20 protein-coding genes and 1 other annotated feature are annotated in these 18,915 nt (G+C 47.7%); of the genes, 4 read left to right on the forward strand and 16 right to left on the reverse strand.

The features are described from left to right. Positions 1–41: 41 nt before the first annotated feature. The 3 genes from POF51_RS22960 to POF51_RS22970 all read right to left on the reverse strand — a co-directional run bounded on the left by POF51_RS22960 (position 42) and on the right by POF51_RS22970 (position 1,935). Positions 42–284, reverse strand: a complete 243-nt coding sequence (locus POF51_RS22960) for a hypothetical protein (RefSeq protein WP_069845579.1) — start codon at positions 282–284, stop codon at positions 42–44. Between the two features lie 161 nt (positions 285–445). Further along, a complete protein-coding gene (locus tag POF51_RS22965) occupies positions 446–682 on the reverse strand; it encodes a hypothetical protein (RefSeq protein WP_069845580.1) in 237 nt (78 codons plus the stop codon). A gap of 338 nt (positions 683–1,020) precedes the next feature. Further along, the gene (locus POF51_RS22970) at positions 1,021–1,935 is read right to left on the reverse strand and encodes a R2-like ligand-binding oxidase (RefSeq protein WP_256437593.1); all 915 of its coding nucleotides are present in this window, start codon (positions 1,933–1,935) and stop codon (positions 1,021–1,023) included. 192 nt (positions 1,936–2,127) lie between these two features. Here POF51_RS22970 and POF51_RS22975 point away from each other — a divergent pair, with 192 nt between their 5' ends. Beyond that, positions 2,128–2,814: a helix-turn-helix transcriptional regulator gene (locus tag POF51_RS22975; protein WP_069845581.1), complete on the forward strand. Its 687-nt coding sequence runs from the start codon at positions 2,128–2,130 to the stop codon at positions 2,812–2,814. A gap of 150 nt (positions 2,815–2,964) precedes the next feature. Here POF51_RS22975 and rplT read toward each other — a convergent pair whose 3' ends face one another. The 10 genes from rplT to POF51_RS23025 all read right to left on the reverse strand — a co-directional run bounded on the left by rplT (position 2,965) and on the right by POF51_RS23025 (position 13,197). Then, complete coding sequence (rplT, locus tag POF51_RS22980) at positions 2,965–3,324, reverse strand: 50S ribosomal protein L20 (protein WP_007728568.1); 360 nt, start codon at positions 3,322–3,324, stop codon at positions 2,965–2,967. A gap of 91 nt (positions 3,325–3,415) precedes the next feature. Beyond that, positions 3,416–3,613, reverse strand: coding sequence for a 50S ribosomal protein L35 (gene rpmI, locus POF51_RS22985; RefSeq protein WP_069845582.1), 198 nt, complete (start codon positions 3,611–3,613; stop codon positions 3,416–3,418). 30 nt (positions 3,614–3,643) lie between these two features. Beyond that, positions 3,644–4,147 carry a translation initiation factor IF-3 gene (gene infC / locus POF51_RS22990; RefSeq protein WP_035291699.1) on the reverse strand — a complete coding sequence of 168 codons (504 nt, stop codon included), beginning with the start codon at positions 4,145–4,147 and terminating at the stop codon, positions 3,644–3,646. Between the two features lie 263 nt (positions 4,148–4,410). Beyond that, positions 4,411–5,430, reverse strand: coding sequence for a GTP 3',8-cyclase MoaA (gene moaA, locus POF51_RS22995; RefSeq protein ID WP_069845583.1), 1,020 nt, complete (start codon positions 5,428–5,430; stop codon positions 4,411–4,413). A gap of 212 nt (positions 5,431–5,642) precedes the next feature. Continuing rightward, positions 5,643–7,697 carry a methyl-accepting chemotaxis protein gene (locus POF51_RS23000; RefSeq protein WP_271756177.1) on the reverse strand — a complete coding sequence of 685 codons (2,055 nt, stop codon included), beginning with the start codon at positions 7,695–7,697 and terminating at the stop codon, positions 5,643–5,645. Between the two features lie 134 nt (positions 7,698–7,831). Continuing rightward, on the reverse strand, positions 7,832–9,745 hold the full coding sequence (gene thrS, locus POF51_RS23005; RefSeq protein WP_069845585.1) for a threonine--tRNA ligase: 1,914 nt from the start codon (positions 9,743–9,745) through the stop codon (positions 7,832–7,834). Positions 9,746–9,804: 59 nt separating this feature from the next. Next, positions 9,805–10,040 (reverse strand) — a binding site (T-box leader). A gap of 25 nt (positions 10,041–10,065) precedes the next feature. Next, complete coding sequence (gene ytxC / locus POF51_RS23010; RefSeq protein ID WP_069845586.1) at positions 10,066–10,986, reverse strand: putative sporulation protein YtxC; 921 nt, start codon at positions 10,984–10,986, stop codon at positions 10,066–10,068. 179 nt (positions 10,987–11,165) lie between these two features. Continuing rightward, a complete protein-coding gene (gene mqnC / locus POF51_RS23015) occupies positions 11,166–12,272 on the reverse strand; it encodes a cyclic dehypoxanthinyl futalosine synthase (RefSeq protein WP_069845587.1) in 1,107 nt (368 codons plus the stop codon). Positions 12,273–12,418: 146 nt separating this feature from the next. Next, the gene (locus tag POF51_RS23020; RefSeq protein ID WP_007728577.1) at positions 12,419–12,643 is read right to left on the reverse strand and encodes a hypothetical protein; all 225 of its coding nucleotides are present in this window, start codon (positions 12,641–12,643) and stop codon (positions 12,419–12,421) included. A 122-nt stretch (positions 12,644–12,765) separates the two neighbouring features. After that, positions 12,766–13,197, reverse strand: coding sequence for a hypothetical protein (locus POF51_RS23025; protein ID WP_069845589.1), 432 nt, complete (start codon positions 13,195–13,197; stop codon positions 12,766–12,768). A 189-nt stretch (positions 13,198–13,386) separates the two neighbouring features. On the opposite strand from POF51_RS23025, the gene POF51_RS23030 reads away from it, so the two are divergent. Beyond that, positions 13,387–13,953, forward strand: coding sequence for a YqaA family protein (locus POF51_RS23030; protein ID WP_017251023.1), 567 nt, complete (start codon positions 13,387–13,389; stop codon positions 13,951–13,953). A 52-nt stretch (positions 13,954–14,005) separates the two neighbouring features. Here the strand turns inward: POF51_RS23030 and POF51_RS23035 are convergent, their stop codons facing one another. The 3 genes from POF51_RS23035 to POF51_RS23045 are packed head-to-tail and all read right to left on the reverse strand — an operon-like array spanning position 14,006 to position 17,798. After that, on the reverse strand, positions 14,006–15,817 hold the full coding sequence (locus POF51_RS23035; protein WP_069845592.1) for an acyl-CoA dehydrogenase family protein: 1,812 nt from the start codon (positions 15,815–15,817) through the stop codon (positions 14,006–14,008). Continuing rightward, entirely contained in the window at positions 15,814–17,385 is a 1,572-nt protein-coding gene (locus POF51_RS23040; RefSeq protein ID WP_069845594.1) for a class I adenylate-forming enzyme family protein, read from the reverse strand. Before POF51_RS23040 ends, POF51_RS23035 begins: the two co-directional genes overlap by 4 nt. Next, positions 17,382–17,798 carry a MerR family transcriptional regulator gene (locus tag POF51_RS23045; protein ID WP_069845597.1) on the reverse strand — a complete coding sequence of 139 codons (417 nt, stop codon included), beginning with the start codon at positions 17,796–17,798 and terminating at the stop codon, positions 17,382–17,384. The genes POF51_RS23040 and POF51_RS23045 overlap by 4 nt, the downstream gene beginning before the upstream one ends. A gap of 168 nt (positions 17,799–17,966) precedes the next feature. Here POF51_RS23045 and POF51_RS23050 point away from each other — a divergent pair, with 168 nt between their 5' ends. Together POF51_RS23050 and gerQ are read left to right on the forward strand one after the other, a co-directional pair. Beyond that, positions 17,967–18,389 (forward strand): cell wall hydrolase, encoded by a 423-nt coding sequence (locus POF51_RS23050; RefSeq protein WP_069845599.1) that lies wholly within the window; start codon positions 17,967–17,969, stop codon positions 18,387–18,389. A 32-nt stretch (positions 18,390–18,421) separates the two neighbouring features. Further along, on the forward strand, positions 18,422–18,874 hold the full coding sequence (gene gerQ, locus POF51_RS23055) for a spore coat protein GerQ (RefSeq protein WP_069845602.1): 453 nt from the start codon (positions 18,422–18,424) through the stop codon (positions 18,872–18,874). Positions 18,875–18,915: the final 41 nt, after the last annotated feature.

An 18,915-nucleotide genomic window follows, 5' to 3' on the forward strand; every position in this document is an offset into this window, starting at 1 on the left:
AAAAAAAGCCGCCAGACAGGGTCTGACAGCTTTCTGCTGCTTTATTTTTCATCTTTTTCGTTTACAGCCGGGGCGAAAATAAACGAAGGGCCGATTTGTTGCGTCTTTTTGGCATCGGTTACTTGAACCGTTTGAACGGTTGGTATCGCATATGAACCTGGGCTTACGAAGGAAGGCTGCACCGAGTAAGAATCATCCTTGTCTTTCGCAAACGCTCCTGGCACGAACATCGCTGAACAGACTACCGCTGTTACACCCATCATCATCCATTTTTGTTTTCTCATCTATGTCTCTCTCCCTATCCAATGTTTTCCTGTAACGCTTTTTATTGTATGGCATTGGGGAGTCTGCTCGACACGGACGAAAGATTGTTTTTTTCTCAGACTTGAGGATTACATCCACTTTTTCCAAATAAAAAGCATCCTGTACGGATGCTTGAAGCCCATTAGTTTTCTTCTTTTTCGTTTACAATTGGAGCGAAAGTAAACGCACTTCCTGCTGTTTGCGTGCCTGTCACCGCATCTGTTTTCTGGACTACTGGAGCCGAGTACGGACCAGGCGCGAAGATAGAAGACGTCACGGAATATGAGTCATCTTTGTCTTTGGCAAACGCCCCTGGCACGAACATCGCTGAACAAACAACTGCTGTAATTCCCATCATCATCCACTTTTGTTTTCTCATTTTGATCTCTCTCCCTATCCAATGTTTTCCTCTTATGGCCTTATTTTAAGGGATCAGCCAAGCTGTATAACACGGACGGGAGGTTGTTTTTTGCTCAGACCTCGGGCGGATTCTGCTTTAGGACCAGGGCCCAGTTCTGTAAGCAACGACTCGCCTCAAAACGAATAAGCCGAGTCCGAGCAGCCCCAGAACCAGCCGTCAATACAGACAACCACTTTCGAAGTTGTTGGTCAACCATTTATCGATGCCCCAATCCAAGTCAAAGTGGATCTATAGGCATGAAAAAAAGCACCCGTTGTGGATGCTTTCACGGTCGAATACTTTCGATCGCTTTTTTCTTACACATCGATCATTGTTCTTGTATGCTTATACAGTTCTTCCATCGTCTGCCCTTTCGCTCGGGCAAGTACCTCCATGCGCACACTCAATTGCTTTTTCGCAAACTGCTGCAAATCAGCGACTTTCACTCCGAATGCACTCACCCCTTGTGGGTCATCCATCCAGTCGTACAGATGACTTGCCATTGGAGCCAGCTCATCCATCTTTTTGGCAATGACATCGTAAATATGGGGATGCTCACAGATCAATCGCTGCAGCAGAAATGTTCCGTAGCTAATGTGCCGCGATTCGTCTGTCTTCAAATACCCAATTCCTTGCATTAAACCAGGCATGAGCCCCGTTTTGCTGAGTGCTTCGTAAAACGCATAGTAGCCTGTCTCTGCGAGCACGCCTTCCACAAACATGTTGTAGACAGTAGAAGCCTCTGCGATGGCTTCCGGGGATTTATCTGTCAACAGACGATTGAGGGCATTTGGCAAGATCTCATGGAAAATTCGCTTGTACACATCATCGTGAAAATGATGCAAGTCTCCTGACTCGCCGATGTTGTCGAGAACCAACCGGAAAAACTCTGTGTGCTTGGCCTCTTCAAAGAGGAAGGTCGTCAAATACATTTCTTCCTCCAATCGCCCTTCCTCGGCAATAACCATGATCAAAGGCAAAAGATCAAGGGTGACTGCCTCTTCCCCACCCAGAAAACCAGCAATCCGTCCCAAAGTTTCTTCCTTCTGCTCCAGATTCATATTCGCGTAATCTTCGCGGTCTTGCGTAAAATCAATGTCCTGCGGGTTCCAAATGCCGTATCTCTTCGCTTTTTGATACAATTGGTACGGTAGCAGCTCCTGATTCAATCCTTTTTGGCTGGTCGAAACAAAACCATTCCTCATCCCCATCCAACCTTTCTTTTTTCTCATACGCCTTCTATTTCGAATGAATGAAAGGAGTCATAAAATTGTTAATTTATACCAATTCCATTCTTTACGCTCAGATCAGCCGTTTGATAAAATGAAGGCGCTATAGGTTGATTATAGGTCAGGCTGAACGGTCGTTCATATCCCCAAAAATCAGGGGGTGTTCATCACTCAAATGGAGGTGGCAATCACTCCATGGTCAGTCCAGAGCTGAACATGTACATCGATCGAATCGAAGAAACGGCATATTACGAGGAGAAACTGGTGCTTGCTGTACGTGGCTTCGTGGATCTCTTTCCTTTCATGGGAGCCATTCTGTGCAATTACTCGACGCTCAGTCAAATGGGTGAGGGACTATGGTCGATTCTTGACCAAGAGTTATGCTCCATCCGCGATATACGGGTGGACATGCGCAACATGCCTCTTATCCAGCATGCGATCCGTGAACAGAGAGCCGTACTGCTTGATTCTGAGGCGATCCGTCAATTCCCGCCCAATTTAGTGTACGGCGCCCCTTATGCGCTCATTCTCCCCATCAGCTACGGGCCTAACGTACTCGGCTACGCCGGTATTTCCTGGCATCAGGATGGCTGTTCTGGCATCAACCAACAATTGGTACAATCTTTGAGCGCATACTGCCTGATGCTGGGCAAAGTATTGGCAACCGACTCCCTTCGCCCTAAAACCGTCAAGCTCTCACGCCGAGAAGTCGAAGTCATGCAGCGGATTTCATGGGGCGAAAGCGTTAAGGAGATGGCGGACTGGATGGGAATTAGTGAGTTTACCGTGCAGGATTACATCAAGTCCGCCTTAAAAAAGCTCGGTGTGCAAAATCGCGCACAAGGTGTGGCGGACGCCATTCGACAGCGAATCATTTGTTGAATAAAAGTAGAAAAAAACAACCGAATGTGTTTTCGGTTGTTTTTTCTTTGACTCAAATTTCCCTATCTACGTTCTGATTTCTACCATCTAGACCACAACAAAAGAGCCGCCCTTCCCTCAATCGGAAAGATCGGCTCTTCTATTCAAAAATTAAGCGTTCAGTTTGCTTTTTGCAACTGTTGCCAGTTCGTTGAACGCAGCTTTGTCGTTAACAGCCAAGTCAGCCAGCATTTTGCGGTTAACTTCGATGCCAGCAACTTTCAGGCCGTGCATCAAACGGCTGTAGGACAGACCGTTCATGCGAGCTTGCGCGTTGATACGAGTGATCCACAGTTTGCGGAAATCACGTTTCTTTTGACGACGGTCACGGTATGCATACAGCAGGGATTTCATTACCTGCGCATTAGCGGATTTAAACAGGCGATGTTTGGAACCGAAGTATCCTTTCGCCAGCTTCAGGATTTTCTTATGACGACGGCGTGTAACAATGCCACCTTTTACTCTTGGCATACTAAACTCCTCCTGGTCTTTCCAGCATGGCGGCCTACTGCTAGGCGCTTAGGGAGCTCATGCTGCGTAATGGTGTGTAATAAAAAATAACTTACATGTAAGTGAGCATTTGCTCAATGCGTTTTTGATCGCCTTTGGAAACGAGTGCAGCTTTACGCAGGTGGCGTTTTGCTTTTGTCGTTTTGTTAGCGAACAAGTGGCTACCAAATGCGCGGTCGCGCTTCAATTGGCCGCTTCCAGTCTTTTTGAAACGTTTCGCAGCAGCCTTGTTGGTTTTCATTTTAGGCATCTGAAAAATCCTCCTGTCTAAACTACTATCTTACTTTTCCGCTTTCGGAGCCAGAATCATGATCATGCTGCGGCCCTCGATCTTCGGCTTGCGCTCAGGCGTAGCGAGATCTTCACACTGTGCAGCAACACGTTCCATAACGCCTAGTCCAATTTCGGAGTGGGTGATTTCACGTCCACGGAAACGGATCGTACACTTCACCTTGTGTTGATCCTCCAAGAACTTGCGGACGTTGCGAAGCTTTGTTTGAAAATCGTGTTCCTCGATGTTAGAAGAAAAACGCACTTCTTTCAGCTCGATGATCTTCTGGTTTTTACGCGCTTCTTTTTCCTTTTTCGCCTGCTCGTACTTGAACTTTCCATAGTCCATGATACGGCATACAGGCGGCTTGGCTGTAGGAGCAACGTTTACCAGATCCAGTTCGGCTTCTTGGGCAATGCGCAACGCTTCCCTAAAGGGTACGACTCCCAATTGGCTCCCGTCAGCACCGATTAATCGGACTTCACGGGCACGGATCGCTTCGTTAATTAACATTTGATCCTTGCTAATACTTGCCACCCCCGTCAATTTCGAGAAGGAACAAAAATGTGCGAACGCAATCTGCGCCCGCACATATCTCACCTAAGCAATTTCATCAGATCCGAGGATCTTTGCGTAAGAGTTACCTGTCAACAGTCGTATACGACGTCGACCCAGGTGAGAAGCTGTGCGCCTCTGCTTGTTCTCGAAGTATGAAGTGTTTATACACGCATTTTATATTACAAGGTAGCTTGGGTTTTGTCAAGGCTCATACCTAATTATCCCCCGATATGGGACATTTCGACCTTTTCACGCTGGGCGAGACCAGGCGTTTCACTTAGTCGTTCCTCCGAGTAGCGCACGTCACGCCGCTCCCAGATTGCACGTATCAGCTCGCGAATCTCTTCATCCGTGCGTCCATCGCGGACTGGTTCGCGCAAATCATCTCCAGATGAAGCAAAGAGACAGTTGTACAATTTCCCTTCTGCCGACAAGCGAGCTCGCGTACAAGTGGAGCAAAAAGCTTGGGTCACCGATGAGATCAACCCGATCTCCTGGTCCGATCCCTCATAGCGATAGCGAGAAGCCACCTCTCCATAGTAGTTCGCTTCAGTCGCTACCAACGGCATCTCTGTATGGATCATGTGCACAATTTCACGGGAAGGAACGACTTGATCCAGCCGCCAGCCATTACTGTTTCCCACATCCATGAATTCAATAAATCGAAGGGTGTGCCCTTGCTCACGGAAGTATCGTGCCATCGGCAAAATATCTTGATCATTGACTCCGCGTTGTACCACCATGTTGATCTTGATCGAAAGCCCGGCATCTGCCGCTGCGCGAATCCCTTCCAGCACGGCATCTACCTGATAGCCTCTTCCGTTCAACACCCCAAAGCGCTCATTATCCAAGCTGTCCAGGCTGACCGTGACCCGATCCAGACCTGCTTCTTTTAGTGCTTGCGCATGGCGGGACAAGAGAGAACCGTTTGTCGTCATGGCAATATCTTGAACGCCTTCTACTTCACGTATCATTCGAATCAACTCAGGCAGATTTCTGCGCATTAATGGCTCTCCGCCGGTAATGCGGATTTTCCCAACCCCAAGTGAAGTAAAGATCTGGGTCAAACGGGTAATTTCCTCAAAGGTCAGCAACTTGCTTTGCGGCAAAAACTCAAAATCCGGTCCAAAAATTTCGGCAGGCATGCAATAGCGACAACGAAAATTACATTTATCGGTGACAGATATTCGTAAATCTCGGAGAGGACGGTTCCGTAAATCAAGCACTTTTTCTGGCATAGATGTTCACTCTCCTTTTATCTATATAGGACGACTTTTCCCCTTCATCATTACTATCATATCGCATTTCGACTTAGTACCAGTCTATTATCATAAATCGAAATAGCCAAATTTTCAAACGCAAACAGCACATTGTGCCATAAATGGGGCTACTTTTGCAAAAAAAGAGTACGAATACCTCCCGACATTCGTACTCTTTCCGTTATGCATTCTTATATTTTAAACTTACTGATCATTCTTTCCAGTTCACGAGCCATCTGATTCAAGGATTCAAATGAAACGGCAAACTCTTCCATAGTGGCCAATTGACCATTGGAGGAAGCAGCCAGATTTTCAGCATTGTGCGCTGAAATCCTTGCAATTTGGGCAGTTTCGTCCACAGATGCTGCTACTTGTTCCGATCCGGCAGACATTTGCTCAGAGACAGCAGATACCTCCTGAATTTGATCCGTTATCTGTCGAATTTCTTGTAAGATGCGTTGGAAGGCTTCCCCTGACTCCAGTACAGTAGACAATCCATCCTGAACATCTTGATTGACAGAATCCATCGAGTTGACCGCCATGGTCGTATCTGTTTGGATCTCCTGAATGAGGTTGGCGATTTGCCGAGCAGACTCATCAGATTGTTCAGCGAGTTTTCTCACTTCATCTGCTACGACAGCAAAACCTCGTCCATGCTCTCCCGCACGGGCAGCTTCGATGGCTGCATTGAGAGCAAGCAGATTCGTTTGGGAAGCAATTCCTGTAATCACGTCAATGATTTGCACAATTTCTTTGGATCGCTCACCCAATTGCTTGACGACGGATACGGAATGTTCCACAGAGCCACGGATGGAGTCCATTTGCTGGATAGCTTTTTGGATGGACTGGTTTCCTAGCTGCGCTTCATCCGCCGTACATGTAGATGATTCTGAGATGATGAAGGTTGTTTCCGCCACACGTTGGATGCCGATCGACATTTCTTCCATCGCTCTTGCGGATTCTTCCGCACCTCTGAGCTGATTTTGCGCCCCGCTCGCTACTTCCTGTATCGTGGTAGAAATCTTGTTCGTAGTGTCTACATTGTCTGCCAAGCGAACCGATATGTTGTCTGACGAAGTAGAGAGGGTGTTAACCGCTTTTTGGACTTCCCGAATGAGTCCTTGGATGGATACTTGCATCACCTGAATGCTCTGACCAAGCATGCCGATTTCGTCTTTTCTTTCCAAAAGGTTTTTGGGCAATTCACCGGTAAAGTCACCACGTCCGATCTGCGCAATCTGGTCAACGATAGCAAGCAATGGCTTGGTGAATTTGTGCGAGAAAAGAACGGAAGCGATAACCGCTAATAAGGCAAACAAAAGGCTCAATGCCCCGATGATGAAACCGATTTGATTGGCTTCAGCAGAGAGCTCAGCTTTTTCAATAAACGAAATATATTTCCAGCCAGTTTTGTCTGAAGTAAAGACGTTAGCCAAATACTCGGTATCGTTCATCGTGACCGCAAAGCTGCTTGCGGTATTCTCTGCGATAGCAGCCAATTCAGGAATTTGCGTATCTTTCAGGTTCTTCGAATTGAGCTCAGGGTTCTTGGGATTAGCCAAAATCGTTCCGTCTTTGCCAACCAGCATGAGATAACCCGTTTTGCCGATCTTAATGTCTTTCAAAATGTCGGTTAGCCCTTTTAAATTCACATCCAGTCCAACAACGCCCAGTGGTTCACCCTTGTCATCCACAAGCATCGTCACGTTACTGATCACGAGACTGTTATCGCCCAAATAGAGATACGGATCTGTCGTGATCACTTTTCCGGGATTCCCCATTGGGTTTTTGTACCAATCCCTTGTACGCGGATCGTAATTCGGAATGACATCATCTGTCGGCCACTGTATGTATCCTCCGTATTTGGTCGCTAAATAAATAAATGCAGTATTCGGATGAGAATCGACAAATCGCAGGAAATCTTGAAAAATGGCCGCCTCTACTCCGCCATTTTGCAGTGGCGTATGCTTGGTTTTGGTTGGTTTGTCCATATACGTCGTAATAGTGTTATCTGCACTTTTTAATAAGGGACTGCCTGCTATCAGGTTTACGTTTTCACGAATCGAGTCGAAATGCAAGTTAATCGCATTGTCTACTTGTGCCACTTCTTTTGTCGTGGATTCAATAAAATAAGTCTGGATTCGCTCCTCCATTTTGACATAGACAAATGAGCTAATCACTCCAATCGGGATTAAAATAATGGCAAGAAATGCTGCTATCAGTCTTTGCTTGATGCTTATCCGCATACGTATCCCCCGCAGTTCTTCTTGATGTCCATATCTATAATTACCCTACATCCTTTTCCCGTTCTTTTTTCCAAGTAAACGTATAATGGAAAAAGCCGCCCCAAAATTCAGGGCGGCTCTACTTCTATACGCTTTTACTTCATTTCATTGATTTCAGCGCGGATTTTCTCTACAAATGCATCCACTGTCATCGCGCCTTCATCGCCCACTCCGCGTTTGCGGACGGACAATGTACCGTCAGCCACCTCTTTTTCACCGATGACCAGCATGTACGGGATTTTTTCAACTTGTGCTTCACGGATTTTGTAGCCGATTTTCTCATTGCGGCCATCCAGCTCTACGCGAATGCCAGCTTGTTGCAGCTTTTCTCTTACTTGTTCTGCGTATGGCATGTGCACTTCGCTGATGTTCATGATGCGTGCTTGAATTGGAGTCAGCCAAATCGGGAATGCACCTGCGTAGTGCTCGATCAGGATACCAATGAAGCGCTCCATGGAGCCGTACATCGCACGGTGCAAGACAACTGGACGATGCTTCTCGTTGTCTTGACCAACATAAGTCAGGTCGAATTTCTCAGGCATTTGGAAGTCCAACTGGATCGTTCCGCATTGGTGACGACGTTTCAGCGCGTCAGTAATTTGGAAATCGATCTTCGGTCCGTAGAACGCACCGTCTCCGTCTTTGATTTCATATGCCATACCGAGCTCATCCAACACTGTTTTCAGAGAGCTTTCTGCTGCTTCCCACAGCTCATCAGAGCCCATGGAATCTTCCGGACGAGTGGACAGAGCCACACTGTATTCGAAGCCAAATACCTTGTAGATGCTGTCAATCAAAGTGATCATGCCTTTGATTTCGCTCGCGATCTGATCAGGACGGACAAATACGTGCGCGTCATCCTGGCAGAAGGTGCGCACCCGCAGCATTCCGTTCAATGCCCCGGAGTACTCATGGCGGTGAACTTGCCCGAACTCGGAGTAACGGATCGGCAGGTCGCGGTAGGAATGCATCTCGTTTTTATAGATCAGCATGTGACCTGGGCAGTTCATTGGCTTCAAGGCGTAAGTCGCGTTGTCTACTTCAGAGAAGTACATGTTCTCTTTGTAGTGATCCCAGTGACCGGATTCTTTCCAGAGACGCTCGTTCATGAGGAACGGAGAGCGAACTTCTGTGTATTGTGCCAATTGTTGCAGACGGCGGGAGAATTGCTCCAGCTCGTTGCGAACAGTGAAGCCTTTTGGCAGGTAGAACGGCATGCCTGGCGCTTCCTCGGAGAACATGAACAGTCCCAGTTCTTTACCCAATTTGCGGTGATCGCGCTTTTTCGCTTCTTCGATGAAATGCAGATATTCATCCATGTCTGCTTTTTTCGGCCAAGCTGTACCGTATACGCGTTGCAGAACTTGGTTTTCTGCTTTACCGCGCCAGTATGCACCTGCCACGCTCATCAGCTTGAATGCTTTGATGAAGCCAGTGGACGGCAAGTGCGGACCACGACAGAGGTCGAAAAATTCGCCTTGCTCATACAGCGTGATAGTCGCATCCTCTGGCAGGTCGCGAATCAGCTCCAGCTTCAGGTGATCGTTCAGTTCTTGGAAAATCGTAGTTGCTTCTTCGCGGCTTACGACTTTGCGGCGAATCGGCAGGTCTTCCTTCACGATTTTTTCCATTTCCGCTTCGATTTTGCCCAAATCCTCTGGGGAAAGGGAAACCGGAATATCCATGTCGTAGTAAAAGCCATCTTCGATTACAGGACCGATTCCGAATTTCACTTCAGCGCCGTAAATGCGTTTTACCGCTTGAGCGAGCAAGTGAGCTGTACTGTGGCGGTATACTTCCAACCCGTCAGCAGAATCGAGGGTAACGATTTCAATCGCTGCGTCATCTTCCAGAGCTGTGTAGAGATCGACAACTTTGCCGTCTTTTTTACCAGCTACTGCTTTTTTCTTCAGGCTAGAGCTAATAGAGCCTGCGATGTCTTCGATGGTAATCCCAGCGTCGTACTGACGTACGGCTCCATCTGGGAAAGTAACATGAATTTGTGCCACTGCGGATTCTTCCTTCCTGTATCTTGTTTGGTTGAGAAAATAAAAAAACACTCATCCCAAAAAGGGACGAGTGTGTTCTCGCGGTACCACCCTACTTCAAGTCTGTTCACAAAAACAGACTCCTCATTCCATGTAACGGTATTTAACCGGCATACCGATAGTAAAAGCCTACGCTTCGTTCCCGGCAGCTACTCGAAGGTGGTAGATCAATAACAGTTCGCAGCGAGCTTCCAGCCTGTGGCCCGCCTCTCTAGAGCGTCCTTACTATTGTCCGTGTCCTTCTCATCGTATTTATAAGCGATGTAAAGTTGTTGTTGCTATTATAGTTTAGAGGGATTATTCCCGTCAAGTACACGTCGCTCGGATAGGCAAAGCGAACAAGAGTGGCAAGTAACGAGCCGACTGTCAAAAATACTGCGGATCGTCTGTGCAAGCCCAGGCTTTTCCGAAGCCATATGGAGCACGACACTCTCAGGAGCCAGTGTAACCAAAGCACTGACCAAATAATCCTCGTCCCTGCATTTTTGTTCATCCATGTTCAGAACGGTATCCAACTGTTCAAGCCAAAGACGATCCCCTTTTTTGTCATAAAGATGGAAAGGTTTGTCCACACTAGGAACGACATGAACGACTTCCTGCTTCGTTTCCTGTACAGCGATGAAATAGCGCAACAACTCGACAAACTCTTGGTATTGCTTGTCTTCCAGATATTCATCAATGCCAGTTTCCACGAGCTCGAATAGCTCGTTCCAATGCTCCTGCAGTCGAAACCGGACGAAGCCCAAGACGTTGATCGTTCTCTCCCACTCCAGATAGGTGAAAACTTTGCGATATACGTTTGCCTTGCGTGTCGTAGCTGTTAACAGTTCCCTACCATCAAGCTCGACTTCTTGGCACATGCGTTGAATATAAGGAAAAATCTCTGCCCACTCGGTCTCCATCTGTTCGGCAGCGAGTAAGTCAGCGGCCATTTCTTCCATAATTTTCGGTTCCTTCACCTGAATGACCCATTCGGCTAATGTAAGAGCAACGAAGGCTCTCGCCCACTCGATGGTCTGCGCGTCATACTCAGTCTCACACCAGCTTTGAAAGTAGAACAAGAGGTATCCATTCTCTTCTTGCTCCCTGTATGTAATGCGCACCGGTGCAGTGTTGACCCGCTCCGTCATCTCATTTACGATAGCCCGATACGTGTCACAATGCTCAGGGACATTCTCCAGCAATACGCGAAACGTCTGCATAACCATCCCCCCAACCGCCATTGTAGTTACAGTATATGTCCCGTCAGGAGCGATATACTTTTAAACGGTTGGAAACTCAGGGAAGGTTGCAGGTAAAAAATTCCTGAATAAAAAACCAAAAAACGCTCCCCTGCCGGTTTCCCTTTGTTGGGAGGGGCAGAGAAGCGTTTGGAGGTTATTTAGTTTTGCATGACAAAATCACGTTCTGACATCTCGCCGTCTTTGAAAACGCGCAGAATGTCATACTGTGTGTTGCGCTGTGCAGGGATTTTGCCTGCGCCGCGAATGAGCTCCAAAATTTGGTTCGTGTTGACCTTGTACGTACATGCCGCTGCGGAAACAACGTTTTCTTCCATCATCGTTTGGCCGAAATCGTTCGCTCCATAAGAGAGAGAAAGCTGGCCGTAATGCGGGCCCATCGTCACCCAGGAAGATTGGAAGTTTTCGATATTATCCAGCATGAGGCGGCTGATTGCCAGTGTTTTCAAGTATTCCTCTGGCGTGTTGTTGACTGCCTTCATATTGGTGTTGTCCGGTTGGAATGTCCAGACGATGAACGCTTTGAATCCGCCTGTCTCATCTTGGGCATCACGAATGCGCAAAAGGGACAGTACGCGCTCCTCCATCTCTTCCCCAAAACCGATTACCATGGTAGCAGTACCAGGTAACCCTGCACGGTGTGCGGCTTTTTGGGTGTCAATCCATTCAGTCCAAGAGCCTTTCAATCGGGAAATCTTTCGACGTGTACGATCGTCGAGGATTTCGCCACCCGCTCCCGGCAAGGAATCGAGACCCGCTGCCTTCAGCTCTTTCAGCACTTCCTCGACAGACATGTTGGAAACTTCCGCGATTTTCATCACTTCCGCTACAGACAGAGAGTGCATCGTAATCTGCGGGAAGCGCAGCTTGATCGCGCGCAACAGGTCGGTGTAATAATCCAGCTTCAGATCCGGATTGGTACCGCCTTGCATCAAGATTTCCGTACCGCCTACGTCTACGGTCTCTTGAATTTTTTGGAAAATGGTCTCTCTGGGTAGAACGTATCCTTCCGAAGAGCCTGGCGCTCGATAAAAAGCACAAAAACGGCAATAGGTGTCACATACGTTCGTGTAATTGACGTTGCGGCTAATAACAAAAGTCGCAATCGGTTCTGGATGATGCTTTTGCATGACCAGATTGGCGTAATGTCCGATCTTTTCGATTTCATTGCTCGCAAACAAAGCCAGACCATCTTCAAGACCCAGTCGTTCACCTGCGAGAGCACGTTCCAATATAGAATCGATCATAAGGATCACTCCTTGTACCATACGTAAATTCCATCCCACATCATATCACAATACCGGGACATCGGCTATAGCCTGAGGTACTGGCAGATTCGCTGCCATACGCGAAAAAACCCTGCTAGAGACAGGGCTTGGAATCGCCATTATTCTTATTGTTCTTCATATCCGATCTGTTCGTATACTTCTGGCTCCCAGTAAATCACCGTTTGCGCGAGTGGCAAATTCGTTTCGCGCGCTCCGTTTGGTTGGCCATTAAAATAAATGATTTCTGTTATGGATACCCGATCACCACGTACGTCAATTTCCCCTGACAATTGCAAGTTAGTCCCGTTTGGCGCATAGAAAACGACTTTTCCCGAACCCAATGTTTTCATTGGTTCCTCCCATGATGTTTGTCCTGTTTCCCTACATTTTAGTGGATAATCTTTCCTAGCGTCAATGAAAAAACAAGGACTTCAATATCAATATTCGACCTAGGATAAGCTCATTGGACCACTCATTTTGAAACCGTCTGGGTAACTTGATGATGATTCCGATTAAAATATGCCTTCGATTGTTTGTTGTGGGTCACAACCAAAAGAAGAGTTACATACACGATTGCAATCAAGAAAGCTCCGTTGCTTATATCCAGTAAAATCGCCAGACTTATGCAGACAATCGCCGACTTGAGAAACCTCATCTGTATGAAGATGAACAATAATGTCGTGATGATCAGCGGAAGCATTAATCTTCCTTGCATTCTTCCTAACACATAGCTTTGATCTAACATATCTTCTGGCATAGTCACAACGCTGAAAACCATTTTACTAGCCCAGTGATTCAAGTTCATCGGATCTACCTGTGAAACCACAAAATAAAGTCCCCCCAATACGATGACTTGCAACAGCATAAACCCTTGAATAACTTTGATAGATAATGGCATTTTCATGTAAAAGATATCCCTTTCGTAATGACACTCCATACCAACTTATCATCGGGATATTTTGGAAACCCATTGATGGGCCAATTGTCCCATTTCCTTAATTTCCCTCTCGACATCCACCTTCAGTTGTGGTCTTTCTTTGGACAAACTGGCATAGGATAGCTACAATAGAAAAAACCTTCTAAGGAGATGCTCATGCTCGAACATATCACACAGCTATTCATGCAATATGGGATGTGGGGACTTGTTGCCATGGCATTTTTGGACTCATTTATTAGTCCGATTCCTCCGTTTTTTATGCAAATTGCGATGAGTCTGCTCGATCCAGGCTCAGCGATTCAGTTTGCAACAGTAGCCTTTACTGCTTCCGTCCTCGGCGCTCCCATCGGATTTTTGTTGGGGAGATGGCTAGGAAAACCACTTTTGCACAAGCTTCTCCCTGAAAAATGGGTGATCGTAGCGACGGAAAAATTCGCAAAAAACGGGGATGCTGCCGTACTGATCGGAGCTTTTACCCCCATTCCTTTCAAGGTTTTCACTGTGCTCTCCGGTGTATTCAATTACTCGCTGACCAAGCTCATGTTTTATGCGATCATCGGGCGGGGATTGAAGTTTTATTTGATTGGCACCTTGTTTTATTTATATGGAAAACACGCCAAGGTTCTGATCGATGAATACTTTGAGATCACTCTGCTGGCGGTCGCAACAGGGGTTGCTGCGATCTGGTTCATTTGGAGTATGCGCCGCAAGCGGTATGCGTAAAAATCAAAAGCGCCTTCGCCACCTCAACAAGTGGTCTAAAGGCGCTTTTTGATTATCGGGTCGGAACAATGGCGGACTGTTGGGTCCACTCTTCTACGCTGACAGACTGATACTCCATCAGTTGGGTAAAGAACTGTACATCCAGCAAAGAATCGGCTTGAATCCCCCGTTTTTCTTGTGAATGGAAATGCTTTTCGGCATACAGCTTTGCCAAAATGTATTTTCGTGCATTTCCCTCCCCTGCCACCTGATCCTCTGCTTCACTGACGATGCATGAGAAGGTGTACAAATCTACCATATGGTCCGCGAGCGTTTTTAATTTGTACGTCAAATAATCGTGGGTCTGTTGCATGAGATAGGCGATATTCTCCTCCAGGATGGCCAGTTCTGTCCGAATCAACTCGGCGTACGGCTGCGAAAAGACATGCTTCCAGCCAGCTATGCGCTCCCGAAGCAATCTGCAAAACACTTCGTGGCTGTTTTCTTTTTGCATCACACGCAAAATATCGAGTGCGAGTATATTCGAGGTGCCTTCCCATACGGTCAAAACTTGCGCATCACGCAATAGACGCGGCGTCACGTACTCCTCGATATAACCGTTACCGCCATGAATTTCAATTGCGGTATGGGTGGATTCGACAGCCTCTTCCCCTGTGCGGTATTTCAGCAAAGGAATCAGCAGGCGAGCAAGCGCGTTATCCTCTTTGCTAGCGGAATTAGACTGCAAGCGATCATAAACAGCAATCATATCAAACACCGCACCCGTGCTCACCTCCGTATCCAATAAGAGGCTCACCAGCATTTCTTTTACCATCGGGTACTGATCGATTGGCTTCCCGAATGCACGACGTTGCTCGGCATAATACCTCGCTTCATAAAAAGCTCGACGCATGATCCCAATCGAAGCAATCGCGTTGCAAATGCGAGAGAGGTTCAGGGCTTCTGCCATGTACTTGAAGCCGTTCTCCGGCTCCCCGATCAAATAGCCCTCTGCCCCGTTCAACAGTATCTCTGCAGATGGTACGGCGTTAACACCCAGCTTATCTTTTAGGCGGCGGACCTGAATGTGATTGCGTTCGTTGTCAGGCTTTATCCAAGGCACCAAAAACAGTCCGAGCCCTTTTGTCCCCGGCTTCTCCTCATCGATTCTCGCCAAAACAGTGGCAACAAATGCGCCAGCATTGCTCGCAAAAAACTTTTCTCCTGTCAATCGGTACACACCCGGCCGATCTGCTACTGGCTCTGCTACAGTCAAATTCGCACCGACATCCGAACCGCCCTGTCTCTCTGTGAGCCAAGTAGCTCCTTCATACAAGCGAGTACGATCGCGAGAGGTCAGTCCTGTCAGGTACTGCTCCTTCTGTTCTTCGCTGCCGTAACGATCAATCAAATAAGCGGCTGACATCGACAAGGTGACAGGGCAATAGAAACCCGGCTCAGACTGACTCACGAGATAGCCCATGAAAAAGGAATAGCTGTACGGCGCTTTTCTCCCCAACTCAGGAATGTCTTGATACAAGTAGCTGACGATGCCTGCTCCGTAAACTTCTGCTACTGTTTCCTTGTAGCCTTCATTGGTAATGATCTCAGAAATATCCTCACCCAGCCGATTGTACTTGCGCAATCTCGGCTTGCCTTCTCTGTCTGTATAGGCGGCACGCTCATCGATGGGGCCTGCCACTTGCGCCCCTAGCCAGCTCAACTGCTGTCTGGCCCATTCATGCATGGAAGCAGGGAGAAAGCGTTGCAGCAAGTAATCGAGGTTGGGATCTTCTTTGAAAAAGTTTTGTGCCTGTGGCGTACGCGGGTGCGGGATGTTATCGCTGTATGTTCGCTGATCAATGCTCGTTTGCAAATCACTCATCGCAGTTCCACTTCCTTTTGGGAACTGACATCACGTAGTACATGCTTCAGGACTTTTCCGCTCGTGTTCCGCGGCAATGAAGGAACGATATTCACCTGTCGCGGGAGCTTGTAATCGGCTAGATGACCACGCAAAGAGCCTTGGATTTCTTTTAGCCACTCTCGATTGGTATCGACTCCTGGTTTCAGTACCACATAGGCCGTAACCGTCTCACCCCACTCAGGATGCGGCAAACCTACAACAGCTACCTCACCAATCGACGGATGACGCTCTAATAATTGCTCGATTTCCTTGGGGTAGACGTTTACCCCGCCCGTAATCATCACGTCTTTTTTGCGATCAATCATCCACAGAAATCCATCCTCATCCACGCGTGCAATATCGCCTGTGTACACCCAACCATCCCTTATGGTTTCTGCTGTAGCCTCTGGATTGTTGTAGTATCCTTTCATTGTCCCTTCTCCGCGCAAGCGAATTTCGCCCGCTTCGCCACTGGCGCATTGCTCTCCCCGCTCGTCAACAACCTCCATTTCGACGAACAATACACCACGATTGCCTAAACTGCCGATTTTGTCCGGATGCTCTCTGTGCAAGAGGCACATTCCGGTCGGCCCTGCCTCCGTCAAGCCGTAGACGCACGCCAGTTTATCGCGTCCATATGCTTCTTCCATAAGCGAAGCCATCTCTTTGGACAGCGGAGCACCGCCATACATCCAATATTCGATGGAAGACAAATCGTACGCCGTAAACTCTGGGTGCTTCATCGTCAGCAAATACGCCACTGGCGCTCCGAAGAAATGCGTAATTCGATGCTGCTGCACCAAATCCAAGAGAAGCTGCGGCGAGAAGGTCAGGGCCATTACCTGGGGGGCGCCAAGCATGAGCCCTGCAATGAAAAAGAGATGGAGGGGAGCCGAATGACTCAGCGGCATCAAATGCAAAATTCGCGAACGATGTGTCATCGTCAGTTCAATCGACATCATTTTCGCGACAGTCAACAAGCTTCTATGTGTATAGAGCACCCCTTTAGGGCGTCCAGTCGTGCCAGATGTATACAGGATGCTAACCTCGCTATCTTCGTTCATGTTCGCCAAATACGACTGTGAAGAAAGCGTATTCATTTTTTCGAAAGACACGTCACTGGCATCCCAGTCAGCGATTCCATGCCAATTCCCTTGGCTCGCACCTGTTTTGATTGCCACAAGCTGTGACGTTTGCAGGACCCACTCATTCACGATAGGCACGAGGGCATCGTGAACAAGAAGTGCCTTTGCTCCGGCATGTTCACATATATGTCGTACTTCTTCTTGGGTTGAGCGCGCATTGATCGGTACGACGAGGGCACCACTGCGAATGACGGCGACGTAAAAAATGGCAAACTCCGGGCAATTGGGCATCAACATGACAACCCGATCCCCTTGCTCGATGCCAAGCTCTTGCAAATGGCAAGCCCACTGAGTAGAACGTGTGTCCCACTGGGAAAAGCTGACCTCTACATCTCCTGCAATCAGCGCGGACTTGTCAGGGTATTTCCTTCCGTTTGCTGCGAGCAGAGCTGATACATTCATCGTTTCTCCTCCTCGTTTTCTTCAAGCAATTTTTGTTCAAAGTTTTGCTTGTAGACGAGAATGTCTTCTCTCAGTTGTCGGAGTTCCATGATTTTCTCGTCGATCTCAGCCAGCTTTTGATTGCCGTACTCAATCGTTCGCAAAAGCTGCGCACGACCTGTACGGTCCTCGTCGAACAGCTCAATCATCTCGCGAATCTGATCCAACGAAAATCCGAATCGCTTTCCTCGCAGAATGAGTCGCAGCCTGGCACGATCCTTTCGGTTGTAGTACCTGCTTCCCTTCTCTGTCCGACTGGGGAAAATCAAGCCGAGCTCTTCGTAGTACCGAATCGTTCGGGTGCTTACGTCTAATTGTTGAGCGAGATCAGAGATGGTCCACGATTCATCCTTCTGTATTCCTTCTCTGCTCATGTCCAGCGCCCCTCACTTGCATTTATAAAATTCTAAATTTACCGAACAAAATGATTGTAACTGCCGTTTACGTAAACGTCAACTTGATGAAAAATTTATTGGGCCAATCACCAATCTATTATTCGCCCATATATTGTTATTGTGATTTTTGTGGAAGGAGGTGAAGCAATGGCCGTCATTAAAGCGAACTCCAGTGATGTCGATATGCTTGCCAGACTGATTCGGGCTGAGGCTGAGGGTGAAGGTGAGTTGGGCATGTTGATGGTTGGCAACGTTGGGGTAAATCGGATTTTAGGTAACTGCCTTGACTTCAAAAACATTCGCAGCATGCGTGACATGGTCTATCAATCTCCGGGAGGATTCGAAGCGATCCAGAAGCCGTATTTCTATCAACGTGCCAGGGAAAGAGACAAACGACTGGCACAGCGCGCAGTCAATGGAGAGAAAACCCGCCCCGCGAGCAACGCATTGTGGTTCTACCGTCCTGCCGGAAACTGTCCTCCTACCTGGTGGGATCAACAAAACTCCGGTCGCTATAAGGCACACTGCTTCTTCATTCCAACGCCAGCAGATTGTCCACGCGTCTATTAAAAGGATTAGATAGATAAAGGAGCGAGTTCATCATGAGTCAACAAATGCCTTACACTGGTTTCCCTCAACAACAATACGGCTACGACATGTACCCATCCGCCCAGTATCCATACGGTATGCCTCAGCAACAGCAGCAGATGATTCAGCAGCAGCAACCTCAACTGGTTCCGATGCAGCCAAGCGGAGCCTTGATTCCTGGAATGCCCATTACTCCTGGGCAAGTGATGGAAGAATCGTACATCGAAAACATCCTTCGCCTGAATCGAGGCAAAGTCATTACGGTGTACCAAACGTTTGAAAACAACAGCCAATGGAACGCCAAAATTTTCCGTGGTGTCCTCGAAACAGCTGGCCGCGACCACATCATTATCAGCGATCCGCAAACCGGCAAACGCTATTTGCTCCTCATGGTCAACACCGATTACATCACTGCGGATGAAGAGTTGAATTACATCCCACCTCAGCTTCCTACTGGAGTTCGGTAAGCAACCAAGCACAAAAAGACAGTTTCCGTCGGCTATCCCCG

It is taken from the genome of Brevibacillus sp. AG (assembly GCF_028369215.1).
Lineage (GTDB): Bacteria > Bacillota > Bacilli > Brevibacillales > Brevibacillaceae > Brevibacillus > Brevibacillus porteri.

Bases quoted from the DNA above. Each gene is read 5' to 3' on its own strand.
- mqnC (WP_069845587.1), bottom strand. From the start codon at position 12,272: ATGATCGATTCTATATTGGAACGTGCTCTCGCAGGTGAACGACTGGGT.
- POF51_RS22960 (WP_069845579.1), bottom strand. From the start codon at position 284: ATGAGAAAACAAAAATGGATGATGATGGGTGTAACAGCGGTAGTCTGT.
- POF51_RS23050 (WP_069845599.1), top strand. From the start codon at position 17,967: ATGGCCGTCATTAAAGCGAACTCCAGTGATGTCGATATGCTTGCCAGA.
- POF51_RS23030 (WP_017251023.1), top strand. From the start codon at position 13,387: ATGCTCGAACATATCACACAGCTATTCATGCAATATGGGATGTGGGGA.
- ytxC (WP_069845586.1), bottom strand. From the start codon at position 10,986: ATGCAGACGTTTCGCGTATTGCTGGAGAATGTCCCTGAGCATTGTGAC.
- infC (WP_035291699.1), bottom strand. From the start codon at position 4,147: ATGTTAATTAACGAAGCGATCCGTGCCCGTGAAGTCCGATTAATCGGT.
- POF51_RS23000 (WP_271756177.1), bottom strand. From the start codon at position 7,697: ATGCGGATAAGCATCAAGCAAAGACTGATAGCAGCATTTCTTGCCATT.
- POF51_RS22965 (WP_069845580.1), bottom strand. From the start codon at position 682: ATGAGAAAACAAAAGTGGATGATGATGGGAATTACAGCAGTTGTTTGT.
- POF51_RS23045 (WP_069845597.1), bottom strand. From the start codon at position 17,798: ATGAGCAGAGAAGGAATACAGAAGGATGAATCGTGGACCATCTCTGAT.
- POF51_RS23025 (WP_069845589.1), bottom strand. From the start codon at position 13,197: ATGAAAATGCCATTATCTATCAAAGTTATTCAAGGGTTTATGCTGTTG.
- POF51_RS23040 (WP_069845594.1), bottom strand. From the start codon at position 17,385: ATGAATGTATCAGCTCTGCTCGCAGCAAACGGAAGGAAATACCCTGAC.
- moaA (WP_069845583.1), bottom strand. From the start codon at position 5,430: ATGCCAGAAAAAGTGCTTGATTTACGGAACCGTCCTCTCCGAGATTTA.
- POF51_RS22970 (WP_256437593.1), bottom strand. From the start codon at position 1,935: ATGAGAAAAAAGAAAGGTTGGATGGGGATGAGGAATGGTTTTGTTTCG.
- rplT (WP_007728568.1), bottom strand. From the start codon at position 3,324: ATGCCAAGAGTAAAAGGTGGCATTGTTACACGCCGTCGTCATAAGAAA.
- gerQ (WP_069845602.1), top strand. From the start codon at position 18,422: ATGAGTCAACAAATGCCTTACACTGGTTTCCCTCAACAACAATACGGC.
- rpmI (WP_069845582.1), bottom strand. From the start codon at position 3,613: ATGCCTAAAATGAAAACCAACAAGGCTGCTGCGAAACGTTTCAAAAAG.
- POF51_RS23020 (WP_007728577.1), bottom strand. From the start codon at position 12,643: ATGAAAACATTGGGTTCGGGAAAAGTCGTTTTCTATGCGCCAAACGGG.
- POF51_RS22975 (WP_069845581.1), top strand. From the start codon at position 2,128: ATGGTCAGTCCAGAGCTGAACATGTACATCGATCGAATCGAAGAAACG.
- POF51_RS23035 (WP_069845592.1), bottom strand. From the start codon at position 15,817: ATGAGTGATTTGCAAACGAGCATTGATCAGCGAACATACAGCGATAAC.